This window comes from Butyrivibrio sp. M55 (genome assembly GCF_900116865.1).
Taxonomy (GTDB): Bacteria; Bacillota; Clostridia; order Lachnospirales; family Lachnospiraceae; genus Butyrivibrio.
Genome location: NZ_FPCD01000007.1, coordinates 76,856 through 102,614 on the forward strand (window position 1 = coordinate 76,856; position 25,759 = coordinate 102,614).

Sequence of the window (25,759 nt, forward strand, 5' to 3'; positions counted from 1 at the left end):
AAGATATGCAGTATCATGCTTTTGTAATCAAATACGCCGAGATCGGCGTTAAGGGAAAAAACAGATATATCTTTGAGGAAGCTCTCGTTAAGCAGATTAAGAGAGTTCTTTCAAAGTGTGACGGTGAGTTTGAGGTTTCAAGAGTTGCGGGAAGAATGTACATTGAGGCCAAGGACTTTGATTTCGATGAGACAGTCGGACAGCTTAAGACTGTATTTGGAGTTACGGGAATCTGTCCTGCGGTTTCGATTGAAAGAGACGGCGAGAACAATCTTCCTGATGTTGACGGAGTTGCGAAGGCTGTAATAGATTTTGTCGACGGAGTTTATCCTGTAAAAAACAAGACATTTAAAGTTAAAGTAAGAAGGGTTGATAAGAGTTATCCCATGGATTCTATGGAACTTGCCGCAGAACTCGGTGCAAGAATCCTTGATGCGTACAGCGAGATGAAGGTTGACGTGCATGATCCCGATATTCTTATCAATGTAGAGCTCAGAGAGAAGCTCAACATCTTTTCTGAAGTTATCCCGGGACCCGGAGGAATGCCGATTGGAACCGCAGGAAAGGCAATGCTTCTTTTGTCGGGAGGAATTGACTCACCTGTAGCAGGATATATGATCGCAAAAAGAGGTGTTGATATTGAGGCTGTTTATTTCAACGCTCCTCCTTATACAAGTGAGAAGGCTAAGCAGAAAGTTATCAATCTTGCAGGTGTTATCGCAAAGTACACAGGCAGAGTAAAGCTTCATGTCATTAACTTTACAGATATACAGATGTACATTTACAAGCAGTGTCCTCATGATGAACTTACTATTATCATGAGAAGATATATGATGAGAATCGCCGATACACTTGCTCAGAACTCAGGATGCATGGGACTTGTGACAGGTGAGAGTATCGGACAGGTTGCTTCACAGACTATGCAGAGTCTTATGTGCACGGGAGAAGTTGTTACCGATATTCCCGTTTACAGACCTCTTATTGCTTTTGATAAGCAGGATATTGTGGATATTTCATACAAGATTGATGCTTATGAGACATCTATTCTTCCATACGAGGATTGCTGCACGATCTTTGTTGCCAAGCATCCCGTTACAAAGCCAAGGGCAGATATTATCAGAAAACATGAAGAGAATCTCAGTGAAAAGATTGATGAACTCGTGAAGACTGCTCTTGAGACAGATGAAGTTATTGTGATTGAGAAGTAAAGAAAAGTGCTCTGCACATGGGAGATGTACTAAATTCGAAAGAACCTCATTAAGTACATCCCCATGGCTCGCACTAAGCTCGAAAAGACCTCGCTAAGTGCTCTGCTCAAAAAAAGGTCATCCCATAAGGGATGACCTGAATAATCTTTTTTGGGGATCTGATGTTTTTTATCAGATCAAATAAGGTTTTAAGATATCGAGAACTTCGTCTGCACCGTCCTCAGCGTGGATATTAAGGTCAATCGGCTTAGAAAGGTCGAGTGAAAAAATACCCATAATAGACTTAGCATCGATAACATATCTTCCCGAAACGAGATCGAAGTCATAATCAAACTTTGTGATGTCGTTTACGAAGGATTTTACCTTGTCGATTGAATTAAGTGAAATCTTAACGGTCTTCATTGCGCAAATACCTCCTTCTTTTCTTTATAGTAAACGTAGAAAGTGTAAAAGTCAATGCAAAAAAACATCAGAAACCTAAAGATTGCATTGCATAATCTTGGGTGCAAAGTAAATAATTATGAAATGGATGTTATGGCCCAGAAAATCAAGGAAGCGGGCGGCATAATCGTGCCTTTTGGAGAGAAGGCTGACATCTATATTATCAATACATGTACGGTCACAAATATCGCCGACAGAAAGTCCAGACAGATGCTTCATAAGGCAAAAAAAGAGAACCCCGATTCTGTTGTTGTGGCGGTCGGATGTTATGTTGAGACAGGTATTGAAGGTGTCAAAAAAGATGAATGCATAGACCTTGCGGTCGGTAATAACAAGAAGTCAGAGATAGTCGAGATTCTCGATGAATTCCTGGAGATCAGGAACGAGACTGATGACAAGACTCTTGGCGGAACATCCATAATAGATATAAATAAAACTTCCGAATATGAAGACATGACTCTAAACGAACTTCCCGGAAGAACAAGAGCGTATATCAAGATTCAGGACGGATGCAATCAGTTCTGTACTTACTGTGTTATTCCATATGCAAGAGGAAGAATACGCAGCAGAGATATGGAAGAGATTCTTTCCGAGATAAAGGGACTTGTTCAGAAGGGCTGCAAAGAAGTGGTTCTTACCGGAATCCACATAAGTTCTTACGGAGTTGATAAAGGACAATCGGCTGTAATAGATCTTGTGGAAAAGATAAATGATATCGAAGGACTTGAGAGAGTAAGATTAAGCTCTTTGGAACCGAGGATCATAACAAAAGAAAATGCCAAAAGACTTGGTGCACTTGATAAGCTCTGTCCTCATTTCCACCTTTCGCTTCAGAGCGGATCGGATTCTGTTCTTAAGAGAATGAACAGACATTATACGGCAGCAGATTTTAAGAACGGAGTGGAGTATCTTCGAGAAGTGTTCGGGGATCCTGCGATAACAACCGATATTATTGTCGGCTTTCCGGGTGAGACAGAGGAAGAATTTGAAGAGTGCAGAAAATTTGTGGAAGACATCAACTTCTACGAAATACATGTCTTTAAGTACTCACCGAGAAAAGGCACGGTTGCTGCCGGAATGAAGGAACAGCTCACTGACAGACAGAAGAGTGAGAGAAGTGATGTACTTCTGGATCTTACAAAAGCACAGTCAAAGAGCTACCGTGAAGGATTCCTTGGCAAAGAACTTTCGGTTCTCTGGGAAGATACTGAAGAGATTAATAAGATTACATATGTTATCGGTCATACTGACAGGTATGTCAGAGTTGCGGTTCCCGAGAGCGAAGCAAACGCTTATGGTGCGATAAGTGGTGAAATTTCCAAGGTGATTCCGAGAAGATTTCTGAATACCGATACATTGCTTATTTGAATACAGTAGTGTAATATTAAGATATATAGTGAAATATCAGAATTTAAGCGGCCGGTTTATGGCAGCTTCAAAATATAAAATTTTTTATGATGAATGGAGATAAAAATATGGCAGAACAGAATTTGGGTAACACTCAGTTTTTTAAAGTCGAAGCTGATCCTGATACGGGTGTTAAAAAAGTTCTTTCGGTTGTTTATGATGCCCTGCTTGAGAAAGGATACAATCCGGTTAATCAGATCGTAGGTTACATTATGTCAGGCGATCCGACTTATATCACAAGCCACAAGGGAGCAAGAAGCCTTATCATGAAGGTTGAGCGCGATGAGCTTGTGGAAGAGATGCTTACAGAGTATATCAAGAGCAACGAGTGGGCAAGAAAATAATAAGAGAGTAGTATCAATGCGAATAATGGGTCTTGATTACGGATCTCGAACTGTAGGGGTGGCTTTGAGTGATGAGCTGCTTCTTACTGCGCAGGGAAAAGAAATAATCCGTAGGAAAGAAGAAAACAAACTTAGAAGAACACTGGCACGCATAGAAGAACTCATAACCACTTACGGCGTAGAGAAGATAGTTTTGGGCCTTCCCGTCAATATGGATATGACGCCTTCTGAGCGTTCGCAGTTGTGCCTTGAATTCAAGGATAGAATAGAAAGACGTACCGATGTCCCCGTGATAATGTGGGATGAAAGACTTACAACAGTAGCAGCCGATGAGATTATGGACGAACTCGGAATAAAAGGTCGTGAAAGAAAAGAGTATGTCGATATGATCGCTGCGCAAGTTATCCTTCAGGATTATCTGGATAACAGAAAAGAATAATGGTGATTAATTTTGGAAAAGATTATATTTAGTCCCGACGGTGGTGAAGCTGTAGAGTTTTATTGCCTCGAGCAGACAGTGATAGGTGCAAAGACTTATTTGCTTGTCACAGATGAAGAAGATGGTGACGGAGAGGCGCTGATTTTGCGCGACGACTCCGATATAAAAGATGAAGAAGCGGTTTATGTTATTGTAGACGACGACTTGGAACTGGATGCAGTTGCAGGTGTATTTCGTAAGCTGCTTTCTGAGGATGGCATAGATCTCGATATTTAACGGGCAAAAGGTTAATATCCGGTTCTACGCGTCCGCCATAGAAGTGGAGGAATAATTATTGAGCAAGAAAAAAACTGAAAACGAGTCCAAGCTGCAGATCATACCTTTGGGTGGTCTTGAGCAGATTGGAATGAATATCACTGCCTTCAGATATGAAGACAGTATTATTGTAGTGGATTGCGGTCTGTCTTTCCCTGATGACGATATGTTGGGAATCGACCTTGTAATCCCCGATGTTACTTTTTTACAGGAGAACATCGATAAGGTGAAGGGCTTTGTGATCACTCACGGCCACGAAGATCACATCGGAGCGCTTCCTTACATTTTGCATGAGCTTAATGTCCCTGTGTATGCGACAAGGCTTACAATGGGAATTATCGAGCACAAGCTCGAGGAGCATAATTTACTTAAGAGCACCAGAAGAAAAGTTGTAAAATTCGGACAGTCTATCAATCTCGGCCAGTTTAGAGTCGAGTTCATCAGAACAAATCATTCTATAGTGGATGCAGCGGCGCTTGCAATCTATTCGCCTGCTGGAACCGTGGTTCATACCGGAGATTTCAAGGTTGATTACACACCCGTCTTTGGAGATCCGATCGATCTTCAGAGATTTGCTGAGATTGGTAAAAAAGGCGTTTTGGCAATCATGTGCGATTCCACAAATGCTGAGAGACCGGGATTTACTGCTTCTGAGAAGACTGTCGGAAGAGCTTTCGACAATCTTTTTGAAGAACATGAGAATTCAAGAATAATTATCGCAACATTCGCATCCAACGTTGACAGAGTTCAGCAGATCATAAATACAGCACACAAGTGTGGAAGAAAAGTTGTTATTGAAGGCCGAAGCATGGTCAGCATCATTGATATTGCCCAGAGACTTGAGTGTCTTCAGATTCCGGATGACACACTTGTCGATATCGATAATATTAAGAACTATCCTGACAACAAGACAGTTATCATTACAACCGGAAGCCAGGGAGAGAGTATGGCTGCCCTCAGCAGAATGGCAAGCGGACAGCACAGAAAAATCTCTATCGGTGCCGGAGATACAGTTATTTTCTCATCTCATCCGATTCCGGGAAATGAGAAGGCTGTAACTAATATAATCAATGAACTTCAGATGAAGGGCGCTGATGTAATTTTCCAGGATGTACATGTTTCCGGACACGCGTGTCAGGAAGATATAAAGCTTATCTATACGCTTGTTAAGCCTAAGTATTCTATCCCTGTTCACGGTGAATACAGGCATCTTATCGCACAGAGAAAGATTGCAAAAGAACTTGGAATACCAAAAGAAAATATCTTTATATTGCATTCAGGTGATATACTTGAACTTGATGAAAATAGTGCTAAAGTAAAAGGAAAGGTTTCTGCGGGAGCAATTCTTGTTGACGGACTTGGAGTCGGAGACGTTGGAAATGTTGTCCTCAGAGACAGACAGCATCTTGCCGAGGATGGTATAGTAATAGTAGTATTCGGACTTGATAAGGCTAGCGGCCAGCTTGTTTCCGGACCGAGTATTGTTTCAAGAGGATTTGTATATGTAAGGGAGTCGGACAAGCTGATCGACGATGCAACGGATCTTGTTTTGGACGAAGTTACCGAAGCTCTTGAAAAGGGAGTGACTGACTGGGGCAAACTTAAGAATATTGTAAAAGAAGTCCTCAGCGATTACATATGGAAGAAGACAAAGAGAAGACCCATGATAATGCCGATAATCATGGACACAAATTTCTGATACGAACGGGTTATTTGTCGTATCACTTAAGGGGAATAGCTATATGAATTCAAGAAAACTGGGATATGGAATTTTTGATTCCACAACAAAGATTGTTTTTGTAGTCGTAGTAGCGCTTATTATAATTGGAGGCGCAAAGACAGCTTATTACTACGGTTATCATCTTTTTAATCAGACAGCAGTGTATGACGGAGACGGTGACGGAGAAACAGTCAGCGTTACCATTGAAGACGGAGACGATGCCGGCGCTATAGCAGATAAGCTTGCTGACGCAGGTCTTATAAAAGATAAGAGACTCTTTAAGATGCAGGAGAAGTTCTCTGATTGTAAAGGAAAAGAAAAAGCCGGCACATATGAGCTTAATACCAAAATGACTCCCGAAGATATGCTTAAGACAATGTCAGGTCTTGTACTTAGCGAGGATGGCAAGACATGGGTAGAAGCTACAACCGATTCGTCTTCAGGCGGAAACAAGGCCTTGGAGGAAGAGGAAGATCTTGCTCCTGAGGAAGAGGAAGAGCCTGTAGAAACAGAAGGCGAAGATACCGAAGAAAGCGAAGGAGAAGAGAAAGAGAGTGATTGATCAGGATAGGATGACAGCGTTTATCAATTCGCTGGACAGAGGTAACACTCCATTTCTTGATGAACTAGAAAGAGAAGCGAAGGCCGGCGATGTCCCCATTATAAGGAAGGACACGCAGGCACTTCTTAAGTTTCTGATGGCGCAGGCAAGACCCGAGAATATTCTGGAGGTCGGCTGCGCTGTTGGCTTTTCGGCACTTTTGATGGCGGAGTATTCAGGTAAAGACACCAAGATAACCACCATAGAGAAATACGAGAAAAGAATTCCCGTAGCAAAAGAGAATTTCAAAAAATACGATTCTAACAATAAAATCACACTTTTGGAGGGTGATGCGACTGAGATCTTAAAAACGCTTTCCCAAGGGTATGATTTTATTTTTATGGATGCGGCTAAAGCGCAGTATATAAATTTTTTACCCGAGTGTCTGAGGATACTTAATAAGGGAGGCCTGCTCGTTTCTGATAATGTGCTTCAGGACGGCGATGTTATAGAATCAAGATTTGCCGTTACGAGAAGAGACCGCACCATTCATGCAAGAATGAGAGAGTATCTGTATGAACTGAAACACAATGATGCATTAAACACGGTTATTTTGACAGTTGGCGACGGTATGGCACTGTCTGTAAAGTTGTAAAGGTATGGAGATTAGAATGAAAAAACCGGAATTACTTATTCCCGCAAGCAGTTTGGAAGTACTTAAAACTGCGGTAATATTTGGAGCGGACGCCGTTTATATCGGCGGCGATGCGTTTGGGCTCAGAGCTAAGGCTAAGAATTTCAGCCCCGAGGAGATGAAAGAAGGAATAGAGTTTGCCCATGAGCATGGTGTCAAAGTTCATGTCACCGTGAATATTTTGGCACATAACTACGATCTTGACGGCGTTGACAAATACCTTCATGAGTTAAAAGAACTTAAGCCCGATGCGCTTATAATCGCGGATCCGGGTATATTTATGAAGGCAAGAAAAATCTGCCCCGAGATAGACATTCACGTTTCAACTCAGGCTAACAACACAAACTACGAGACATACAATTTTTGGTATGATCTTGGCGCGAAGAGAGTTGTTGCGGCAAGGGAACTTTCACTCAATGAGATAAAAGAGATCAAGGAGAAGATTCCGGAGGATCTTGAGATGGAGTGCTTCATTCACGGAGCTATGTGCATTTCATATTCGGGAAGATGTCTTTTGTCCAACTATTTCACAGGAAGAGATGCCAATCACGGAGCTTGCACGCATCCTTGCAGATGGAAGTATGCCGTTGTCGAGGAAAAAAGACCGGGCGAGTACCTTCCGGTATACGAGAATGACAGAGGTACTTACATCTTTAACTCCAAAGATCTGTGCATGATAGAGCATATACCGGAGCTTGTAAATGCGGGCGTTGACAGTTGCAAGATTGAGGGAAGAATGAAAACCGCTCTCTATGTTGCGACCGTTGCAAGAACATACAGAAAAGCAATAGATGATTTCTTTGAATCCGAAGAGAAGTACAGGGAGAATATGCCTTGGTACAAGGAGCAGATTTCTAAGTGCACATACAGACAATTTACGACGGGCTTCTATTTCGGAAAGCCCAGCGATGAGACGCAGATATATGACGTCAATACATATGTAAATGAGTACATCTACCTTGGAATCGTGAATGAGATCGATAACAGGGGTTATGCTAAGATTGAGCAGAGAAATAAGTTCTCTGTCGGAGATGAGATTGAGATCATGAAGCCTGACGGAACCGATGTAAAAGTTACGGTGAAGGCGATGTACAACGAGGATGGAGAGAGCGTGGAATCCTGCCCTCATCCCAAGCAGGTTTTGTATGTGGAACTTTCTGAGGTTGCGGAGAAATATGACATACTCAGAGTCCCTTCAAAAGAAAATGAGAAAAAATAATAATATTTTGGTAGTAGTTTTTGAAAAGTTGATGTAAACTTTTAAACAGTTAAATTTTGCAGTATAGAAAGGGGCACTGATGAGCAATAGGGTGAACGTAGAAGAGATATTCGGACAGAACGTTTTTACTCTTGCAAAGATGAGAGAAAGACTTCCAAAGAATGTGTACAAAGAGGTTGTTAGCGTTACGGAGCATGGCGGAGAATTATCCAAAGAATCTGCCGATGTTGTCGCAAATGCTATGAAAGAGTGGGCTGTTGAGAACGGAGCGACACATTTTACGCACTGGTTCCAGCCACTTACAGGTATTACAGCCGAGAAACATGATTCATTTGTTGGAAGCGCTGATAAAGACGGAAGGATGCTTACTTCTTTTTCAGGAAAAGAGCTGATAAAGGGTGAGCCTGATGCTTCATCTTTCCCATCAGGTGGACTTAGAGCCACATTTGAGGCAAGAGGATATACAACATGGGATATCACTTCACCTGCATTTCTTAAGGAATCCGGAGCAGGCGTTACACTTTGCATTCCCACAGCCTTTTGTTCATATACAGGAGATGCGCTTGATAAGAAGACTCCACTCCTTAGATCGATGGAGGCAATTAACAAGCAGGCACTCAGAATAGTAAGACTTTTCGGTAATACTACAGCCACAAAAGTTAATGTATCCGTAGGACCGGAGCAGGAATATTTCCTTGTTGACTGGGATAAAGCAATGAAGAGAGAGGATCTTCTTTTCACAGGAAGAACTCTTTTCGGTGCTATGCCTCCCAAGGGACAGGAGATGGAAGATCATTACTTCGGAGTTATCAGAGAAAGAGTCGGTGAGTTCATGAACGATCTCAACGTTGAGCTCTGGAAACTCGGAGTTCCCGATAAGACACAGCACAACGAGGTTGCTCCCGGACAGCATGAACTTGCTCCCGTTTATGAGACAGCCAATATCGCTGTAGATCACAATCAGATCATTATGGAGACTATGAAACGTGTTGCTGAGCATCATCACATGAGATGCCTTCTTCACGAGAAGCCTTTTGCCGGTGTTAACGGTTCAGGTAAGCATGACAACTGGTCTCTTTGCACAGATGACGGTGTAAACCTTCTTGATCCCGGTGATACACCCAATAAAAACGTACAGTTCCTTTTCGTACTTGCATGTATCTTAAAGGCTGTTGATACACACGCTGATCTATTAAGACAGAGCGCTTCAGACGTTGGAAACGACCACAGACTCGGTGCTGACGAGGCTCCTCCGGCTATCATTTCTGTATTCCTCGGAGAACAGCTTGAGGATGTTGTAAGACAGCTTATTGAGACAGGTGTTGCAAAGTCCAGCAAAAAGGGCGGCAAGCTCAAGACAGGCGTTTCAACACTTCCTCAGTTTGAGAAGGATGCTACAGACAGAAACCGTACATCACCTTTTGCATTTACAGGAAATAAGTTTGAGTTCAGAATGGTTGGATCTTCCGATTCTATGGCAAGTTCCAATACTACACTTAATACAATCGTAGCAGAGACATTCTGCGAAGCTGCTGATATCCTTGAGAAGGCTGAAGACTTCGATATGGCAGTACATGACCTTATCAAGGAATATCTCACAGATCACCAGAGAATCATCTTCAACGGTGACGGATATTCAGATGAGTGGGTAAAAGAAGCTGAGAGACGCGGACTTCCCAATATCAAGTCCACAATTGAGGCTGCCGATACACTCACAACCAAGAAAGCAATCGACCTCTTCAACAGATTCGGTGTTTATACAAAGACAGAGCTTGAATCAAGAAGAGAAATCATATTTGAATCATATGCTAAGACAATCAACATTGAAGCACTTACAATGATCGATATGGCTTCGAAGCAGATCATTCCTGCTGTTATGAAGTATGCAGGAAGAGTTGCGACAGATGTTAATCAGATCAAGGCAGCAGGTGTTGATGCATCTGTTGAAGTTGCCGAGCTCAAGGAAATCCAGGAGCAGCTTGGCAAGATGAAGGATGCTCTCGATAAGCTTAAGGCAAGTGAAGAGAAGGCACGCAAGATCAAGGATCAGCGCGAACTTGCTTTCTTCTACAAGGATAAGGTTCTTCCTATCATGGAAGCACTCAGAACTCCTGCCGATAAGCTCGAGATGCTCGTAGATAAGAAAGACTGGCCTATTCCTACATACGCAGATCTTCTCTTTGAGGGCTGATTTGGTGGAATGACAAAATAGTTACAAAAATGATAGAGTGTCAGAAGCTTTATTAAATAAAGCTTTTGGCATTCTTTTTTATAGCTTAAAACGGTTGTATTTTTTATGCTCGGATTTACAACCGAAATAAAATGAAAAAATTTTCAAAAAGTACTTGCATTTTTATGATACCTCACGTATAATCATTTCTTGTCGGTGGGCTATCGCCAAGCGGTAAGGCAACGGACTCTGACTCCGTCATTACGTAGGTTCGAATCCTACTAGCCCAGCTATATTGAAAAAGCGAGATTGGTGACAATCTCGCTTTAATTTTTATATCCACATGATATTTAATTAGATTTGTTGCGTAAACCTCACGATAACGTATAGGAGAAAAGTATGTATACATTCAATTCAAGGATAAGATACAGCGAAATAGACAGAAGCGGAGAGCTTACGCTTGAGTCACTTATAGATTATTTTCAGGATTGTTCCACGTTTCAGACGCAGGACGGACCGGCATCAATGGAATATCTTAGAGATAAGGGGATTGTTTGGGTCCTTTCGTCATGGCAGATCGATGTGAACAGATATCCCAAGCTGTGCGAGGATGTTGTTATAGGTACGGTCCCTTATGATATGAGAGGTGCTATCGGCTATAGAAATTTCTTCATGGATACAAAGGATGGAGAGAGACTTGCGATTGCCAATTCAATCTGGACCCTTGTAGATATAGAAAAAGGCTTTCCAAGTAGAATAACAGATGAAATTTTAATGGCATATCCGCTTGAGCCTAAACTTGATATGAAGTATGAAGGCAGAAAGATTGAGATTTCCGAAGAAGATGAGCGATTCTGGGGAGAAGAGATACAGGTAAAGCAGCACAACCTTGATACCAACAATCATGTAAATAACGGCCAGTATGTAAGAATTGCCATGGACTGTCTTCCTAAACGTGACCTTAAGATTGTTGCCATGCGCGCCGAGTACAAAAAACAGTCAAGGCTTGGAGATGTTCTTTGCCCTGTTGTTATTATGAGCAAAAAAGATGATAATGATAAGTATACGGTAAGTCTTAACGGAGAAGACGGAAAACCAGTATGCGTAGTTGAACTTATTACTGCTTGATACGGTAATATAAATATATAATATGATAATGCAGAGCTGATTACTGCAGATACTAAGAGGACGGAGGAACCTAAATGATCAAACTTGGAGAAAAACAGGAACTTGAAGTAATAAAGAAAGTTGATTTCGGTGTATACCTTGCGGAGGAGAGCGGAAGTGACGAAAAAGTTCTTTTGCCCGGAAAGCAGGTACCGGAAGGTTGCGACATCGGAAGCAGATTGGAAGTATTTATATACAAGGATTCCGACGACAGACTTATCGCAACGACTAAGACACCTAAGATAATGCTGGGCGACGTTCGTATGCTCAAGGTAAAAGAGACGAGTAAGATCGGAGCGTTTATGGACTGGGGACTTGAAAAAGACGTCCTTCTTCCATTCAAGGAGCAGACAAGGAAAGTCAGAGCGGGCGAAGAAGTTCTTTGTGCAATGTATATTGATAAGAGTAGCAGACTTTGTGTTACTATGAATGTATACAATTATCTTTTGGATAAGAGTCCTTATTCCAAAGATGATAAGGTTATAGGAACGGTTTATGAATTAAGTGACAATTTTGGGGCATTTGTTGCGGTTGACGATATTTATTCGGGACTTATTCCCAAGAAGGAATTATATGGCAATATCGAGATCGGAAGCAGTGTAAATGCCAGAGTTGTATCTGTCAGGGAAGACGGAAGGCTTAACTTAAGTGTTAGAGAAAAAGCGTATCTTCAGATGGATGCCGATGCAGAAAAGCTTCTTGATATGCTTGAAAAGGGTGGCGGAAAAATTCCTTTTAACGACAAAGCAGCCCCTGAGCTTATTCGTGATAAGACCGGTATGAGTAAGAATGAGTTCAAAAGAGCTGTCGGTAGACTTCTCAAAGAAGGCAAGATTGAGATTAAACCGGATTCAATTGTGAGGAAATAAAATATGGGTATGGATTACAAAAAAGCGAACATTGCGTTCTTTTTCATGGTATTGTCAACGTTCGTGATTATGATTTACATTTCTTTTTGGCAGGCGTTTACGGGAAAAAACCTATCGCTCCCGATAAATAATGCACTTTGCGAGTTGATGATACTTATTCCGTCTGTTGCGGTTATATTCTATAGCGGTGAGGGGCTGCTGTCGGTCATACCGCTCAAGAAGGTGAAAATCAGCACGGCATTATTGTCGGTACTCTATGTTATTACGTTGTTCCCGCTTGTTGGTTTGGTAAACGCAATATCCATGATGTTTGTGGATAACGCAGTTGCTTCTATAAGCGATCAGATGGTTGAATACCCGATGGTACTTATGGTTGCTTCAATAGGCTTATTTGGACCGTTTGTTGAGGAAATCATATTCAGGGGAGTTATATTCCAGAGTTACAGAAGAACGGGCAGGGTGCTTGCATCAATGATCCTTTCGGCAGTGCTTTTTGGAATGATGCATCTTAACTTTAACCAGTTTGCATACGGAGCCGTAATGGGATTTATGTTCTGTCTCATGGTTGAAGCGACAGGTAGTGTCATCCCGTCGTTTATAGCGCATGCGGTGTTTAATTCCTATGAAGTAATGACAATATATTTTGCGTTAGATAGTAGTGAGGAAGTAGCGAATGCCGAAACTTTGGCGGACAAGCTTCCCGAAGGCGTGATGCAGGCGCTCATGCTTATATTCCTGTTAGTATTTTCGGTCATATTTACTGCGCTTGCTATTTTAATAGTTAAAAAGATGGCGAAGATTGAGGGAAGACAGGATTATATCGACAATTTGAGATTTTGGAAGAAGAAAGAGGAGCCTGACATCATGAATATGTCAGGGGGTCAGGTTGAGGAAAAGAAGCAGTCTCTTTTCACTGTTCCTCTTGTAATTGTAATGATCTTATCAATAAGCTTTATGATTTACAGCGCTGTTGCTTTGCAGGGCGTTTGATGTATGAATCCGGGGGAGCCGGTTCGATCGGTGGTTTCCCGGCATAATTCTCAAAAAGAAAAAAGATAAGAAATAAAAATGCCCGTAGCGTAATGCCACGGGCAAGTTTTCTGATGGCGTATTTCAAAGACTTATATCGATGTTTGAACCGATATTGGGGTTAACGGAAGTTTCCGATACAGATTCGATACCTGCGATCATATTCTGTCCGGCAGCTTCCATAGTGTCCAGATTTTTGGATAGCATTGCTACACCTACATCTGTAAGTATGCGATTTTGAGATAAAGCCATCGATAAGGAAGGTATGTCCATATAGCACCTCCTGTTTTTGTGTATAAAACACTTTTTCTTATTTTGTATATCGATAATATTACATCAAAAACTTAGCATTATTTCAAATAATATGATACCAAAAAGGGGATTCTTTTTTGGTAATATTGACGAGCAAAACAAAAAAATGTACAAAAAATGGCATGTAAAAGGTAGATTTTATTGTACATATATATTAAAATGGCTATGTATATTATTCAGCGGCCGAAAGGTTGCGGAAAGAGTGGCAAATGATTTCAAATCAAATTCTCCAAAACACAATTGACGGACTTAAGAACATAGCACACGTTGAGTTATATGTTCTGGACATTGATGGCAAGGAAGTTGCGGCTACATCACAGGAAATTGGTAATGTTGCGGCTGTTGCCAGAGACTTTGTGAAATCTCCGGCAGATTCCCAGGAGATACAGGGATATCAGTATTTTAAGATATATGACGAGCAGCAGCTTGAATATATTCTGATCTGTACGGGAACCGGTGAGAATATCTATATGCTGGGCAAGATGATCGCGTACCAGATCCAGAGTCTGCTTATCGCGTACAAAGAGCGTTTTGACAAGGATAACTTTATCAAGAATCTTTTGCTTGATAACCTTCTTCTTGTTGACATATACAGTAGGGCAAAGAAGCTTCACATTCAGTCGGATGCGAAGAGAATAGCTATGATCGTTGAGACATCAAGCGGAAGAGACAGCAATGCTCTTGAGCTTGCCAGAACTCACTTCGGAAATGCAAATGATTTCGTGACCGAAGTGGATGAGGACAACATCATCATAGTTAAGGATGTAAATGACTATGCAAAGCCGTCGGATATTTCTAAGATAGCGGAAGAGATGATCGCAACTCTTACAAAGGACGGACTTACAGGTGTCAGGATCGCATACGGAACAGTTGTAGGCGAGATCAAAGAGGTAAGTAGATCATACAAGGAAGCGAAGATGGCACTGGATGTCGGCAAGATTTTCTTTGACGAAAGAAAGGTTATCTGCTACAGCGAACTTGGAATCGGAAGACTTATCTATCAGCTTCCCATTCCGCTCTGTAAGATGTTTATTAAAGAAATCTTTGGCGGAAGAAATCCTGATGATTTCGATCAGGAGACGCTTACAACCATTGATAAGTTCTTTGAGAACAGCCTTAATGTATCAGAGACTTCAAGACAGCTGTTCATTCACAGAAACACACTCGTGTACAGACTGGATAAGCTGCAGAAGAGCACGGGGCTTGATCTTAGGGTGTTTGACGATGCAATTACATTTAAGATCGCGCTTATGGTTGTCAGATACATGAAATACATGGACAGAATTTCATAATCCTATTTTGAACAATATGAATTGCTTTTTTATATAAACACAAATTTCGGGGAGATGCTATGGAAAAAGGATTTAGAAAGACGAAATCGGGTAGGCAGATACCCGAAGGCGAGGTTATTACCCTCGACCATGTGACGAAGTCGTATTCATCGGGTGCACCGGCACTTAACGACGTCACTCTTCACATTAAAAAAGGTGAGTTTGTATTCATCGTAGGAGATAGCGGATCCGGTAAATCTACGCTCATTAAGCTTCTTTTGAGAGAGCTTGTTCCTACAAATGGTGAAATTACGGTTTTGGGTTATAACCTGAATAAGATTAAGCACAGTAAGATTCCAAAGTTTAGGCGTAATCTCGGAATAGTGTTCCAGGATTTCAGACTTCTTAAGGACAGAAATGTATACGAAAATGTAGCATTCGCCCAGAGGATTGTTCAGACATCCACCAGGGAAATAAAGAGAAATGTTCCTTCTATACTTGCGACAGTCAATCTTGCGGGTAAGTATAAGAGCAAGATAAATCAGTTGTCCGGAGGAGAGCAGCAGAGAGTTGCTCTTGCAAGAGCGCTTATCAACAAGCCAACGATTCTTTTGGCCGATGAGCCGACCGGAAATCTTGACCCCAATAATTCATGGGAAATAATGAAGCTTATGGAAAAGATCAATGAAAGCGGCACAACTGTCATTGTTGTTACACACAACAGAGAAATAGTAAATGCCATGAAGAAGCGAGTTATAACCATGAAAAAGGGTGTTATCATAGAAGACGAGGAAGAAGGTACATACATCGATGAGGATTAATAGTTTCTTTTATACCATTGGACAGGGATTTAAGAACTTAGGTAGAAATAAATGGTATACCCTTGCTTCTATTGCAACAATAGGCGCATGTCTATTCCTGTTCGGTCTGGTTTTTTCAATTATCAACAACATTCAATATTTTGTTCATACGGCAGAGGAAGGCGTATCTGTTACTGTTTTCTTTAACGAAGGAGTAAACGAAGATCAGATTCTTGCAGTAAAATCGGATCTTGAGAAACGTCCCGAAGTAAGAGAAATCAATTATATAGATCCCGAAGCTGCATGGGAAGATTTCAAGAAGGATTATATCGGTGAGTATACAGACGGATTTACCGAGAACCCTCTTGCAGATTCCGCCAGCCTTGAGATTTATCTTAATGATGTTTCAATGCAGGCAGCATTGGTTACATACATAGAGAGCCTTGATGTTGTCAGAACAGTCAACAGATCTGAGATCACCGCTGATACACTTAGCGGACTCAACAAACTTATGGCGTATGTTTCTATGGGAATTATAGTAATTCTCTTGCTTGTTTCAATCTTTCTTATCAGCAATACGGTAACTATGGGTATTGCTGTCAGAAAAGACGAGATAAACATTATGAAATATATCGGAGCGACGGATTTCTTTGTAAGAGCACCTTTCGTGGTAGAAGGTATCATTATCGGAATTATCGGTTCGCTCATACCATTACTGATTCTCTATTATGTTTACGGTAGCGCAATTGATTATGTTCACACCCAGTTTGCAATGCTTTCAAATATTTTGCCGTTCCTGCCTGTTGAGCAGATATATAATGAACTTGTTCCCATATCTATGGCAATAGGAATCGGAATAGGCTTTTTGGGTAGCTTTACAACAGTCAGAAAACATTTGCATGTGTGATCAGGTGATTAGAAGGAAGATCAGATAAGTTGAACAGATTACAAAAAGGCACGCTTAAAGGGATATTTCGAGTGCTGGCTTGTTTCATGATCATGGTATTTACTTTTGAATCCAATGGTATTATAGTGTCGGCAGAGGTCACGGAAGAAAGTATTAAAGCCAAAAAAGATCAGATCAAAAAGCAGAAAGAACAGCGAGATAGCCTGAATACAGCTAAGACCGATCTTGAAAAGTTAAAACAAGGGCTTGAAAAAGATAAGTCGGATCTAAAAAAATATATCTCAGAACTTGATGCTTCCTTGACAGAGATACAGAAGAAGATAGATGCTCTTAACGATACTATCGGGAAAAAAGAAGCTGAGATCAAGAAGACGGGTGAAGACTTAGAAGAAGCGGAACGAACTCAGGAAGCTCAATATGATGCCATGAAGAAGCGAATAAAGTTCATGTATGAGCGTGGAGATAAGCTTTACTTTGAACTTTTTGTGGGCACGGGAAGTTTTTCCGATATGCTCAATAAGGCTGAGTATATTGAGATGATCGCTTCTTATGACAGAAAAAAGCTCAATGAATATGTGGCGACTACTGAGCTTATAGCGCTCAATAAACAGGCTCTTGAGGAAGAAAAAGAAACTCTCGATCTGGCAAAGTCAAATAAAGAGGAAGAAGAAGGCAAAATGCAAACTCTTATTGACGCCAAGGGAGTTGAGCTCAATAATGTATCGACGGATATTAAGAGCAAAGAGGCTGCTATCGCTGAGTATGAGGCGGAGATAAAGGCTGAGAACGCAACGATTGCTGCTCTTGAAAAAGAGGTAGCTGCGGATGAGGCCGCATTAAACAGCAGACATAAATACGACGGCGGAATGTTTACATTTCCTTGTCCGAATTATTCCAGAGTATCTGATGAATTTGGAATGAGAATCCATCCTACACTTGGAATACAAAAGATGCATAATGGTGTGGATTTTGCAGCGCCTGCAGGATCGGCCATTTTGGCGGCTTATGCCGGAACAGTGGTTGCCGCCGACTACAACGGGACAATGGGTAATTATATAATGATCAATCATGGAGACGGTCTTTATACAATCTACATGCATTGTTCTGCACTATATGTTTCCAAGGGACAGGATGTCACAGCCGGAACCAGGATTGCTGCAGTTGGTTCGACCGGAAGATCGACAGGTAACCATCTTCATTTCGGAGTAAGACTTAACGGAGCGTATGTTAGTCCATGGAATTATCTAAAATAAAAGCGGACAGGAGATAAAGAACATTGGAAAACGAAAATATCGAGAACAATGAGCTGGCCAAAGAGCCGGTAAGTAATGAAACGGAAGCGGATAAGAAGCTTAAAAGAAGGTTTATAAGCGGAATCCTCATCGGAGCACTTTGCGCACTGTTTGTTTTTTCAGCAGGCGCTATCATGTTTATTTTGACAACGGGAGTTCGTTCCGGTGGTCAGAACGAAAACGGAGTTCTTAACAGTGAAACAATCAAAAAAGTTAAGATGCTTGAGAATCTCGTTGATACCAATTACTACAAGGACGATGTGGATAAGGCCACTGAAGCTGAGGGAATATACAAAGGGCTTATAGAATCTTTGGGAGATCCCTATTCTGTTTATTACACGGCGGACGAACTTGAAGAGCTCAAGGCTGTGACTAAGGGCGTTTATTACGGAATCGGCGCATATGTTGGAATGGATCAGGAAAAAAATGTGCCTGTAATAACGGGTGTTATGGAAGGAAGCCCTGCTGCTGACGCAGGCCTCATGGAAGGCGATATCATCGCTGAAGTCAACAAAGAAAGTATACAGGGACTTACCCTTGATGAAGTTGTTGCCAAGATTAAGGGCGAAAAAGGAACTTCCGTACATCTCACACTGGTAAGAGACGGATCTGTTGAGAATGTTGAAGTCGATGTTATCAGAAATGAGATACAGGTTCCGACAGTTACGACCGAACTTCTTAAAGACGGAATCGGATATCTTAAGATCTCAGAGTTTGATGAGATCACAACAGATCAGTTCACTGAGGGACTTGCAGAACTTCGTGCAAGCGGTATCAAGGGACTTATGATCGACCTTAGAAGTAATCCCGGAGGAAACCTTGTAACTGTTTGTGATATAGCAAGACAGCTCCTTCCTAAGGGCAATATTGTTTATACTGTGGACAGAGAAGGCCATCAGCAGAATTATACCTGCGACGGAACACGTCAGATAGACATTCCGGTTGTTGTTCTCATTAACCAGTACTCAGCAAGTGCTTCAGAGATACTTGCAGGTGCAATTAAGGATTACGGAATCGGTAAGCTTGTAGGTGTTAAGTCTTTCGGAAAAGGAATCGTTCAGAGTGTATTCGATCTTAATGACGGAACTGCCGTTAAACTTACTGTAAGTGATTACTATACTCCCAACGGATACAATATCCATGGAATAGGAATCGAACCTGATGTTGAGGTTGAACTTGATATTGAGAAGGCTCAGAGAGACAAGATTGACAATCAGAAAGAGAAGGCAATCGAAGTCATGAAGGAGCTTATTGACAAATAAAAAAATAAATAGTATTATCTGAACCTGTGCTAAATCTTTGGCACAGGTTTTTATTTTCTTACTCATTTCGAGTATTATTTCCATTTTTTTGAAAGCAGGGAAGTTATGAAAGTCAAAGCGTGTATTTACACTGATGCGGGTAGAAGCCGTAAGGTAAACCAGGATTCTGTGCTGGTGAAAGTTGCAAATTCAGAGAAACTTGGAAGAATCTCTTTTGTCGCGGTATGTGACGGAATGGGAGGTCTGCCGAAGGGAGAGGTTGCAAGTTGTAAAGTGGTCAGGTCGCTTGAAAACTGGTTCCATGAGGAGTTGTCTCTTATGCAGGACCTTGAGGCGGAAAGGCTGTGGGATGTGATAGAAGTATCATGGCGAAGACTTATTGCAAGGATTGGCGGAGAATTAAGAAGATATGCGAAGCACAGGAAGATCAACCTTGGAACGACGCTGACAGCTCTTTTGCAGATAGGCGACAGATATATGATCATGAATATCGGAGATTCCAGAATATATGCTGTTTCAAAGGGTGATGTAATAAAGCTTACAAAAGACCACAGCGTTTTGCAGAAAAAACTGGATGAAGGAAAGATTACGGAGAAAGAAGCGTTAAATGACAGGGAAAAGAGCGTGCTCCTAAGATGTCTTGGTTCAATGAAAACTCCCGAGCCCGATATAACAAGGGGAACTTTTAAAAATGATTCGACCGTGATCGCGTGCTCGGACGGATTCTGGAGAACAATGGAAAAGACTGAGCTTTACGGTATGCTTTGCCCGCAGATGTGCGTTACATCGGAGGATATGCTGGATGCATGTAAAAAGCTTGTAAAGACAGCATATGACAGAAATGAAACGGACAATATATCTGTTGCGGCGCTTTGTATGGAGTTTGGCGCATGAAAGATATAAAAAGATACAGGATAATAAAGAAAATCGGAGAGGGCGGAACAAGCGCTGTCTATGCGGCAAGTGATACGCGTACCGGCAAGAAGGTGACGGTCAAAGTTCTTAAGAAGGAGAGTATCAAGGCAAAGGCGTCTTTGGAAGATGAGGCGTTAATGTTAAAGAGGCTCAATTATCCGGGAATACAGAAACTTGTAGATTATGAAGACGGATTTATGGTCACGCAGTATATCTCGGGAAACAGTCTTTCGGAGAAACTTCGGATGAACGGAGTTTTTTCCGAGAAAGAGACTGTTGGAATTGCAATCGAGCTTATCAGGATACTTAAGTATCTTCACGGACTGCGGGAACCTGTGATATACAGGGATCTTAAGCCGGCGAACATTATAATTGGCAAGGATGGAAAGGTGCATCTGATAGATTTCGGAGCGGCGAGAATCTACAGAAAAGGAGAGAAATCTGATACGTCTTATCTCGGAACTGTAGGATTTGCGGCGCCGGAACAGTACGGGACTCTGGGCCAAACAGATCCAAAGACGGATATATATTGCTTTGGGATGACTCTTTTGCAGATGACAACAGGGATAGATATCAAGAACGAAGCGGCACTTGAAAACTTTAAGCTAAACGGAGCGCCGGGGCTTTCAGGCGATTTCGTTAAGATAATAAATAAATGCATAAAGCCGGGGCGCGATGACAGGTTTAGATCCTGTGGTGAGATAGAGAAAGCTCTTTTGGACAGTATTGTGAAAAGAAAACGTGACATTGCTGTCAGATATATAAAGAGAGGCATTGCAGTAGCGGCCGTTGCTGCGACAATGTCGGGAGTAATCTTGTACGCGGAACCTGTCATGAATTACGTTGAGAGTGATGCAAAAGAGCGCGTGCCCGCATTTAAGGGACGATTATATACTGCAAAAGAGAGAATAGCTGAATTTATTGATAAAGAATTTTTTCAGGAGGGGAAATGATTATTTTTTTATACACATTCGGAGTGATATTTATAGGAATCATGATGATACTGGGACTAGCGAGTCTGCTTACGAAAGGCGGCGCAAAGCCTGAGATATCTGAGGGAGATGCGACTGCCGCAATGTGCACGACGCAGCTCCTGGATCATATCGATACAAAGAGGAATACTTTTTGCGATGATTTCGTGATTGAACAGGATATGGTCTATACATATGATTCGTTTAATCTTTGATTGTAATATGATAAAATATCCTATGTTGGTTTCATGTTTATAACTATGAAATTCAAAAAGAAAACACGAGGATATTTATGGATATTTCAGTAGTTATCCCTGTATACGGATGCAGGGAGGCGGTACCCGAACTATATAAGAGGCTTGTTGCAACGCTTGAAAATGCAGGAAAATCCTTTGAGATAATCATGGTGGACGACCATTGCCCGCAGAAATCGTGGGAAGAGATCGAAAAGCTCTGCGCTAAGGATAAGCGCGTTGTGGGAATAAAACTTTCAAGGAACTTTGGACAGATGCGTGCGATAACCGCAGGTCTTGAGAAGTCGACAGGAGATCTTGTTTCTGTAATGGACTGCGATCTTCAGGACAGACCTGAGTTTTTGCCACTGTTTTTGGACAAGATAGAGGAAGGTTACGATATCGTATATTCCAAGCGAAAAGAAAGAAAGGATACCTTTATTGTAAAAGCTTTATCAAGATCTTTTTACGCTGTATATAATAAGCTCTCAGACATGAAGTACGACTTCGAGGTGGGTAATTACAGCGTTGCAAAAAGAAAAGTCGTAGATTCTTTTCTTAAGATGAAAGAGCAGACCAGAGATTACATCATGTTCCTCATGTGGCTTGGCTATAATGACACAACCATCGAGCTTGAGTCGGATGAAAGATTTGCGGGAAAGTCGTCATATACTTTCAGCAAAAAAGTTAATCTTGCGATCAGCCTTATTACCGCTCAGTCCAACAAGCCGCTGTTTATGGCGGTTAAGCTTGGATTTGCACTTTCATGTGCGGCATTTATATTTTTGATCTATCTTGTTATTAGAAATTACGCTGTGAGAGATCTGGATATAGGCTGGCCTTCAGTCATTGCATCGATATATATGATGGGCGGACTTATGCTGAGCGCCTTGGGAATAGTCGGGATATACATAGGAAATATCTTTTCCGAGAGTAAAGGAAGACCTATTTATATTATTGACGAAATGCTTAACCGACACGAAGAGGAGTAGTATATGAAAAAACTGGCGATCATCGGCGCTTCATATCTTCAGAATCCGCTGATTTTAAAGGCAAAAGAAATGGGACTTGAAACTCATGTGTTCGCATGGGGCGTCGGAGATGTAGGAGAAGCTACGGCCGATTTCTTTTATCCGATAAGTATTGTTGAAAAAGAGGCTATCTGTGAGAAGTGCAAAGAGATAGGAATTGACGGAATATGCAGTATAGCATCCGATCTTGCGATGCTGACTGTAAACTATGTTGCAGATAAGATGGGGCTTTCGGGCAATTCGCTTTCATGCACGTACAAGTCGACCAATAAGTTTGCAATGAGAAATGCCCTTACGGAAAAGAATGTTCCGTGCCCTAAATACGTTTTGGCTGATGACTCGGTCAATGTTGATGAGCTTGGATTTGAATATCCTATAATCGTAAAGCCCACGGACAGATCCGGAAGCAGGGCTGTTACGAAGCTTAAGTCAAAGTCGGGAATCATGGCTGCGATAGCATCTGCAAGAGATGTGAGCTTTGAGAAGACCGCGATCATCGAGGAATTCGTTGAGGGAAAAGAGTACAGTGTTGAGTGTATCTCATACAACGGGAAACATACACTTCTTGCCGTGACCGAGAAGTTCACAACGGGAAGCCCGAATTTCATCGAGACCGGACACTTTGAGCCTGCACCTGTAGATGAAAAGACTTATGAGAACATCAGAAACGTTATATACGGCGCACTTGATGCGCTTGAGATAGAGAATGGCGCGTCACATTCCGAGATTCTTATCCGCGAAGACGGCGTTATCAAGATCGTTGAGATTGGCGGAAGGATGGGCGGCGACTGTATCGGAAGCTCACTTGTGCAGCTGACTACCGGCATTGATTTTGTCAAAGCGGTTATTGATGTGGCTCTTGGAAACGAGCCCGACCTCACTCCCGGCAAGAAGCATAACGCTGCGGGAATCAAGTTTGTTTTCTGTCAGGAAGATGCTGATTACTGCAATGAGGTTTGTGCTAAGTATAAGGATCTTGTTGTAGAAAGCAGTGTTGAAGAGATTACCGACAGAAAAGTTGTGGACAGCTCTTCCAGATTTGGATACTTTATCGTTGCGGGCGATGACGCGAAGCTGGTTCGGGACATTGTGGCGAAGTAAATATTGCGAACATGTGTTCAAATTTTTATAGACGCGTGTATTGTGAAATGATATACTGTAACGGCAGTATATCATTTCTTTTTTTGAGGGAATTGTGATATGGATTTCAAATTACACTCTGAATTTAAGCCTACAGGCGATCAGCCGCAGGCAATAAAGGAATTGGTTGAGGGATTCAAAGCGGGAAACCAGTTTGAAACTCTTCTAGGCGTTACGGGATCGGGTAAGACGTTCACTATGGCGAATGTCATAGCGGCGCTAAATAAACCTACGCTGATTATCAGCCATAACAAGACTCTCGCGGGTCAGCTCTATGGCGAGATGAAGGAGTTTTTTCCGGAAAACGCAGTTGAATACTTCGTATCTTACTACGATTATTACCAGCCTGAAGCGTATGTTCCTCAGACAGATACATATATTGCAAAAGATTCGTCGATAAATGATGAGATTGATAAGCTTAGACTTTCGGCAACGGCGTCACTTTCTGAGAGGAAGGATGTTATCGTTGTTGCCAGCGTATCTTGTATATACGGACTTGGAAGCCCCGATGAATTTAAGGGAATGTCAATTTCACTTCGCCCGGGAATGCAGAAGGACAGAGACAAGACGATAGAAGAGCTCGTTGCGATACAGTATACGAGAAACGATCTTGAGCTCGGAAGATGTAATTTCAGGGTAAGAGGCGATACGATAGAGGTTTTTCCCGCCAATGCGGATGACTACCTGATAAGGATAGAGTTCTTTGGCGATGAGATAGACAGGATTACTGAGATTGAACCTGTCACAGCTAAGGTAAGAAATGAGCTTTCGCACGTTATGATCTATCCTGCTTCACATTATGTTGTTCCTCAGGAGAAGATCAACATGGCGTGTGTTGAGATTGAGAAGGAACTTGAGGAACAGATCAAGTTCTTTAAGGGAGAGGACAGACTTATTGAGGCTCAGAGAATCTCTGAGCGAACCAATTTTGATATAGAAATGCTTAAGGAGACGGGCTTTTGCTCGGGAATCGAGAACTATTCAAGACATCTTAACTTTATGGCGCCGGGCGAACCGCCGCTTACTCTTTTGGATTTCTTTGACAGAGATTTCCTGATAATCGTTGATGAGTCACATATGACGATTCCACAGGTCGGTGCCATGTATCACGGAGACAGGAGCAGGAAACTTACGCTTGTTGATTATGGATTCAGGCTTCCGTCTGCGCTTGATAACAGACCGCTTAATTTTGAGGAGTTCGAATCGCACATTGACCAGATGCTCTTTTGCTCCGCTACTCCGGGAAAATATGAGGAAGAGCATGAACTTCTAAGGACCGAGCAGGTAATAAGACCTACGGGACTTCTTGATCCTGAGATTTCCGTACGCCCTGTTGAGGGACAGATTGACGATCTCATAGGTGAGATTCGTACAGAGATAGATAAGAAGAATAAGGTTCTTGTGACTACACTCACCAAGAGAATGGCTGAGGATCTGACTGAGTACCTTGCAGAGTCGGGAATAAGGGTAAAATACCTTCATTCCGATATCGATACGCTTGAAAGAGCTGAGATAATCAGAGATATGCGCCTTGATGTCTTTGATGTTCTTGTCGGAATCAACCTTTTGAGAGAAGGACTTGATATTCCGGAAATATCACTTGTTGCGATAATTGACGCGGACAAAGAGGGATTCCTTCGTTCGGAGACGTCGCTTATTCAGACAATCGGCCGTGCTGCGCGTAATGCGGAAGGACACGTTATCATGTACGCCGATAATATGACGGAGTCAATGCAGAAAGCCATCGATGAAACGGCGAGAAGACGTAAGATTCAGGAAGAATACAATAAGGAACACGGAGTAACTCCGCAGACAATAAAGAAGGCGGTAAGAGAGCTTATCGCGGTTACCAAGGCTATCGCCAAGGAAGAAGTTAAATTTGAAAAAGATCCTGAGGCAATGGATAAGGATGAACTTGAGAAACTTATCGGACAGGTTCAGAAGAAGATGAAACGTGCGGCTACGGAGCTAGACTTTGAGACTGCAGCGACACTCAGAGATCAGATGATTGAACTTAAGAAAATCTATAACGACCTGACAGAAGGTAAATAACCGGAGACGG

The 25,759-nt window shown here is 41.9% G+C and carries 26 protein-coding genes and 1 tRNA gene; 25 read left to right on the forward strand and 2 right to left on the reverse strand.

Annotated elements, in window-relative coordinates:
- Positions 1-5 precede the first annotated feature (5 nt).
- Entirely contained in the window at positions 6-1,208 is a 1,203-nt protein-coding gene (gene thiI, locus BM398_RS09680; protein WP_092337485.1) for a tRNA uracil 4-sulfurtransferase ThiI, read from the forward strand.
- Positions 1,209-1,379: 171 nt separating this feature from the next.
- Here thiI and BM398_RS09685 read toward each other — a convergent pair whose 3' ends face one another.
- Positions 1,380-1,610, reverse strand: a complete 231-nt coding sequence (locus tag BM398_RS09685) for an HPr family phosphocarrier protein (RefSeq protein WP_026656571.1) — start codon at positions 1,608-1,610, stop codon at positions 1,380-1,382.
- A gap of 54 nt (positions 1,611-1,664) precedes the next feature.
- Here BM398_RS09685 and mtaB point away from each other — a divergent pair, with 54 nt between their 5' ends.
- The 13 genes from mtaB (at position 1,665) to BM398_RS09750 (ending at position 13,524) form a co-directional block, all read left to right on the forward strand.
- Positions 1,665-3,017 carry a tRNA (N(6)-L-threonylcarbamoyladenosine(37)-C(2))-methylthiotransferase MtaB gene (mtaB, locus tag BM398_RS09690; RefSeq protein ID WP_092337486.1) on the forward strand — a complete coding sequence of 451 codons (1,353 nt, stop codon included), beginning with the start codon at positions 1,665-1,667 and terminating at the stop codon, positions 3,015-3,017.
- A 107-nt stretch (positions 3,018-3,124) separates the two neighbouring features.
- Positions 3,125-3,400 carry an IreB family regulatory phosphoprotein gene (locus tag BM398_RS09695; RefSeq protein ID WP_026668302.1) on the forward strand — a complete coding sequence of 92 codons (276 nt, stop codon included), beginning with the start codon at positions 3,125-3,127 and terminating at the stop codon, positions 3,398-3,400.
- Between the two features lie 16 nt (positions 3,401-3,416).
- A complete protein-coding gene (gene ruvX / locus BM398_RS09700) occupies positions 3,417-3,839 on the forward strand; it encodes a Holliday junction resolvase RuvX (RefSeq protein ID WP_026656575.1) in 423 nt (140 codons plus the stop codon).
- A gap of 12 nt (positions 3,840-3,851) precedes the next feature.
- A complete protein-coding gene (locus tag BM398_RS09705; RefSeq protein ID WP_026514412.1) occupies positions 3,852-4,115 on the forward strand; it encodes a DUF1292 domain-containing protein in 264 nt (87 codons plus the stop codon).
- Between the two features lie 58 nt (positions 4,116-4,173).
- Positions 4,174-5,853, forward strand: a complete 1,680-nt coding sequence (locus tag BM398_RS09710) for a ribonuclease J (RefSeq protein ID WP_026656576.1) — start codon at positions 4,174-4,176, stop codon at positions 5,851-5,853.
- 43 nt (positions 5,854-5,896) lie between these two features.
- The gene (locus BM398_RS09715) at positions 5,897-6,436 is read left to right on the forward strand and encodes an endolytic transglycosylase MltG (protein WP_092337487.1); all 540 of its coding nucleotides are present in this window, start codon (positions 5,897-5,899) and stop codon (positions 6,434-6,436) included.
- Positions 6,429-7,070, forward strand: coding sequence for an O-methyltransferase (locus tag BM398_RS09720; protein ID WP_026656577.1), 642 nt, complete (start codon positions 6,429-6,431; stop codon positions 7,068-7,070). Before BM398_RS09715 ends, BM398_RS09720 begins: the two co-directional genes overlap by 8 nt.
- A 16-nt stretch (positions 7,071-7,086) precedes the next feature.
- Complete coding sequence (locus BM398_RS09725; protein WP_092337488.1) at positions 7,087-8,328, forward strand: peptidase U32 family protein; 1,242 nt, start codon at positions 7,087-7,089, stop codon at positions 8,326-8,328.
- 79 nt (positions 8,329-8,407) lie between these two features.
- Positions 8,408-10,519 carry a glutamine synthetase III family protein gene (locus BM398_RS09730; RefSeq protein ID WP_092337489.1) on the forward strand — a complete coding sequence of 704 codons (2,112 nt, stop codon included), beginning with the start codon at positions 8,408-8,410 and terminating at the stop codon, positions 10,517-10,519.
- A gap of 196 nt (positions 10,520-10,715) precedes the next feature.
- A tRNA-Gln gene (locus BM398_RS09735) sits at positions 10,716-10,788 on the forward strand.
- A gap of 109 nt (positions 10,789-10,897) precedes the next feature.
- Positions 10,898-11,626, forward strand: a complete 729-nt coding sequence (locus BM398_RS09740) for an acyl-[acyl-carrier-protein] thioesterase (protein WP_092337490.1) — start codon at positions 10,898-10,900, stop codon at positions 11,624-11,626.
- Positions 11,627-11,700: 74 nt separating this feature from the next.
- A complete protein-coding gene (locus BM398_RS09745) occupies positions 11,701-12,534 on the forward strand; it encodes a CvfB family protein (protein WP_092337491.1) in 834 nt (277 codons plus the stop codon).
- 3 nt (positions 12,535-12,537) lie between these two features.
- Positions 12,538-13,524, forward strand: a complete 987-nt coding sequence (locus BM398_RS09750; protein WP_092337492.1) for a CPBP family intramembrane glutamic endopeptidase — start codon at positions 12,538-12,540, stop codon at positions 13,522-13,524.
- 123 nt (positions 13,525-13,647) lie between these two features.
- Here BM398_RS09750 and BM398_RS09755 read toward each other — a convergent pair whose 3' ends face one another.
- Positions 13,648-13,836: a YjfB family protein gene (locus BM398_RS09755; RefSeq protein WP_026656585.1), complete on the reverse strand. Its 189-nt coding sequence runs from the start codon at positions 13,834-13,836 to the stop codon at positions 13,648-13,650.
- 248 nt (positions 13,837-14,084) lie between these two features.
- On the opposite strand from BM398_RS09755, the gene BM398_RS09760 reads away from it, so the two are divergent.
- The 11 genes from BM398_RS09760 (at position 14,085) to uvrB (ending at position 25,749) form a co-directional block, all read left to right on the forward strand.
- Entirely contained in the window at positions 14,085-15,167 is a 1,083-nt protein-coding gene (locus tag BM398_RS09760; protein ID WP_026656586.1) for a PucR family transcriptional regulator, read from the forward strand.
- Positions 15,168-15,226: 59 nt separating this feature from the next.
- Positions 15,227-15,967, forward strand: a complete 741-nt coding sequence (gene ftsE, locus BM398_RS09765) for a cell division ATP-binding protein FtsE (RefSeq protein WP_051199175.1) — start codon at positions 15,227-15,229, stop codon at positions 15,965-15,967.
- Complete coding sequence (gene ftsX / locus BM398_RS09770; protein ID WP_092337493.1) at positions 15,957-16,853, forward strand: permease-like cell division protein FtsX; 897 nt, start codon at positions 15,957-15,959, stop codon at positions 16,851-16,853. Before ftsE ends, ftsX begins: the two co-directional genes overlap by 11 nt.
- A 29-nt stretch (positions 16,854-16,882) precedes the next feature.
- Positions 16,883-18,106 (forward strand): murein hydrolase activator EnvC family protein, encoded by a 1,224-nt coding sequence (locus tag BM398_RS09775; protein ID WP_242949799.1) that lies wholly within the window; start codon positions 16,883-16,885, stop codon positions 18,104-18,106.
- Between the two features lie 23 nt (positions 18,107-18,129).
- The gene (locus BM398_RS09780; RefSeq protein ID WP_092337495.1) at positions 18,130-19,407 is read left to right on the forward strand and encodes a S41 family peptidase; all 1,278 of its coding nucleotides are present in this window, start codon (positions 18,130-18,132) and stop codon (positions 19,405-19,407) included.
- Positions 19,408-19,512: 105 nt separating this feature from the next.
- Entirely contained in the window at positions 19,513-20,301 is a 789-nt protein-coding gene (locus tag BM398_RS09785; RefSeq protein WP_092337496.1) for a PP2C family protein-serine/threonine phosphatase, read from the forward strand.
- Entirely contained in the window at positions 20,298-21,275 is a 978-nt protein-coding gene (locus BM398_RS09790) for a serine/threonine protein kinase (RefSeq protein ID WP_092337497.1), read from the forward strand. The genes BM398_RS09785 and BM398_RS09790 overlap by 4 nt, the downstream gene beginning before the upstream one ends.
- Positions 21,272-21,508, forward strand: a complete 237-nt coding sequence (locus BM398_RS09795) for a hypothetical protein (protein WP_092337498.1) — start codon at positions 21,272-21,274, stop codon at positions 21,506-21,508. Before BM398_RS09790 ends, BM398_RS09795 begins: the two co-directional genes overlap by 4 nt.
- 77 nt (positions 21,509-21,585) lie before the next feature.
- Complete coding sequence (locus BM398_RS09800) at positions 21,586-22,518, forward strand: glycosyltransferase family 2 protein (RefSeq protein ID WP_092337499.1); 933 nt, start codon at positions 21,586-21,588, stop codon at positions 22,516-22,518.
- A gap of 3 nt (positions 22,519-22,521) precedes the next feature.
- Positions 22,522-23,658, forward strand: a complete 1,137-nt coding sequence (locus BM398_RS09805; protein ID WP_092337500.1) for an ATP-grasp domain-containing protein — start codon at positions 22,522-22,524, stop codon at positions 23,656-23,658.
- Positions 23,659-23,757: 99 nt separating this feature from the next.
- Entirely contained in the window at positions 23,758-25,749 is a 1,992-nt protein-coding gene (gene uvrB / locus BM398_RS09810) for an excinuclease ABC subunit UvrB (protein WP_092337501.1), read from the forward strand.
- The last annotated feature ends 10 nt before the right edge of the window (positions 25,750-25,759 follow it).

Bases quoted from the DNA above. Each gene is read 5' to 3' on its own strand.
- mtaB (WP_092337486.1), top strand. From the start codon at position 1,665: ATGCAAAAAAACATCAGAAACCTAAAGATTGCATTGCATAATCTTGGG.
- BM398_RS09790 (WP_092337497.1), top strand. From the start codon at position 20,298: ATGAAAGATATAAAAAGATACAGGATAATAAAGAAAATCGGAGAGGGC.
- BM398_RS09725 (WP_092337488.1), top strand. From the start codon at position 7,087: ATGAAAAAACCGGAATTACTTATTCCCGCAAGCAGTTTGGAAGTACTT.
- ftsE (WP_051199175.1), top strand. From the start codon at position 15,227: ATGGAAAAAGGATTTAGAAAGACGAAATCGGGTAGGCAGATACCCGAA.
- BM398_RS09755 (WP_026656585.1), bottom strand. From the start codon at position 13,836: ATGGACATACCTTCCTTATCGATGGCTTTATCTCAAAATCGCATACTT.
- BM398_RS09740 (WP_092337490.1), top strand. From the start codon at position 10,898: ATGTATACATTCAATTCAAGGATAAGATACAGCGAAATAGACAGAAGC.
- BM398_RS09745 (WP_092337491.1), top strand. From the start codon at position 11,701: ATGATCAAACTTGGAGAAAAACAGGAACTTGAAGTAATAAAGAAAGTT.
- BM398_RS09795 (WP_092337498.1), top strand. From the start codon at position 21,272: ATGATTATTTTTTTATACACATTCGGAGTGATATTTATAGGAATCATG.
- BM398_RS09760 (WP_026656586.1), top strand. From the start codon at position 14,085: ATGATTTCAAATCAAATTCTCCAAAACACAATTGACGGACTTAAGAAC.
- BM398_RS09785 (WP_092337496.1), top strand. From the start codon at position 19,513: ATGAAAGTCAAAGCGTGTATTTACACTGATGCGGGTAGAAGCCGTAAG.
- BM398_RS09730 (WP_092337489.1), top strand. From the start codon at position 8,408: ATGAGCAATAGGGTGAACGTAGAAGAGATATTCGGACAGAACGTTTTT.
- BM398_RS09695 (WP_026668302.1), top strand. From the start codon at position 3,125: ATGGCAGAACAGAATTTGGGTAACACTCAGTTTTTTAAAGTCGAAGCT.
- ftsX (WP_092337493.1), top strand. From the start codon at position 15,957: ATGAGGATTAATAGTTTCTTTTATACCATTGGACAGGGATTTAAGAAC.
- ruvX (WP_026656575.1), top strand. From the start codon at position 3,417: ATGCGAATAATGGGTCTTGATTACGGATCTCGAACTGTAGGGGTGGCT.
- uvrB (WP_092337501.1), top strand. From the start codon at position 23,758: ATGGATTTCAAATTACACTCTGAATTTAAGCCTACAGGCGATCAGCCG.
- thiI (WP_092337485.1), top strand. From the start codon at position 6: ATGCAGTATCATGCTTTTGTAATCAAATACGCCGAGATCGGCGTTAAG.
- BM398_RS09800 (WP_092337499.1), top strand. From the start codon at position 21,586: ATGGATATTTCAGTAGTTATCCCTGTATACGGATGCAGGGAGGCGGTA.
- BM398_RS09805 (WP_092337500.1), top strand. From the start codon at position 22,522: ATGAAAAAACTGGCGATCATCGGCGCTTCATATCTTCAGAATCCGCTG.
- BM398_RS09715 (WP_092337487.1), top strand. From the start codon at position 5,897: ATGAATTCAAGAAAACTGGGATATGGAATTTTTGATTCCACAACAAAG.
- BM398_RS09685 (WP_026656571.1), bottom strand. From the start codon at position 1,610: ATGAAGACCGTTAAGATTTCACTTAATTCAATCGACAAGGTAAAATCC.
- BM398_RS09750 (WP_092337492.1), top strand. From the start codon at position 12,538: ATGGGTATGGATTACAAAAAAGCGAACATTGCGTTCTTTTTCATGGTA.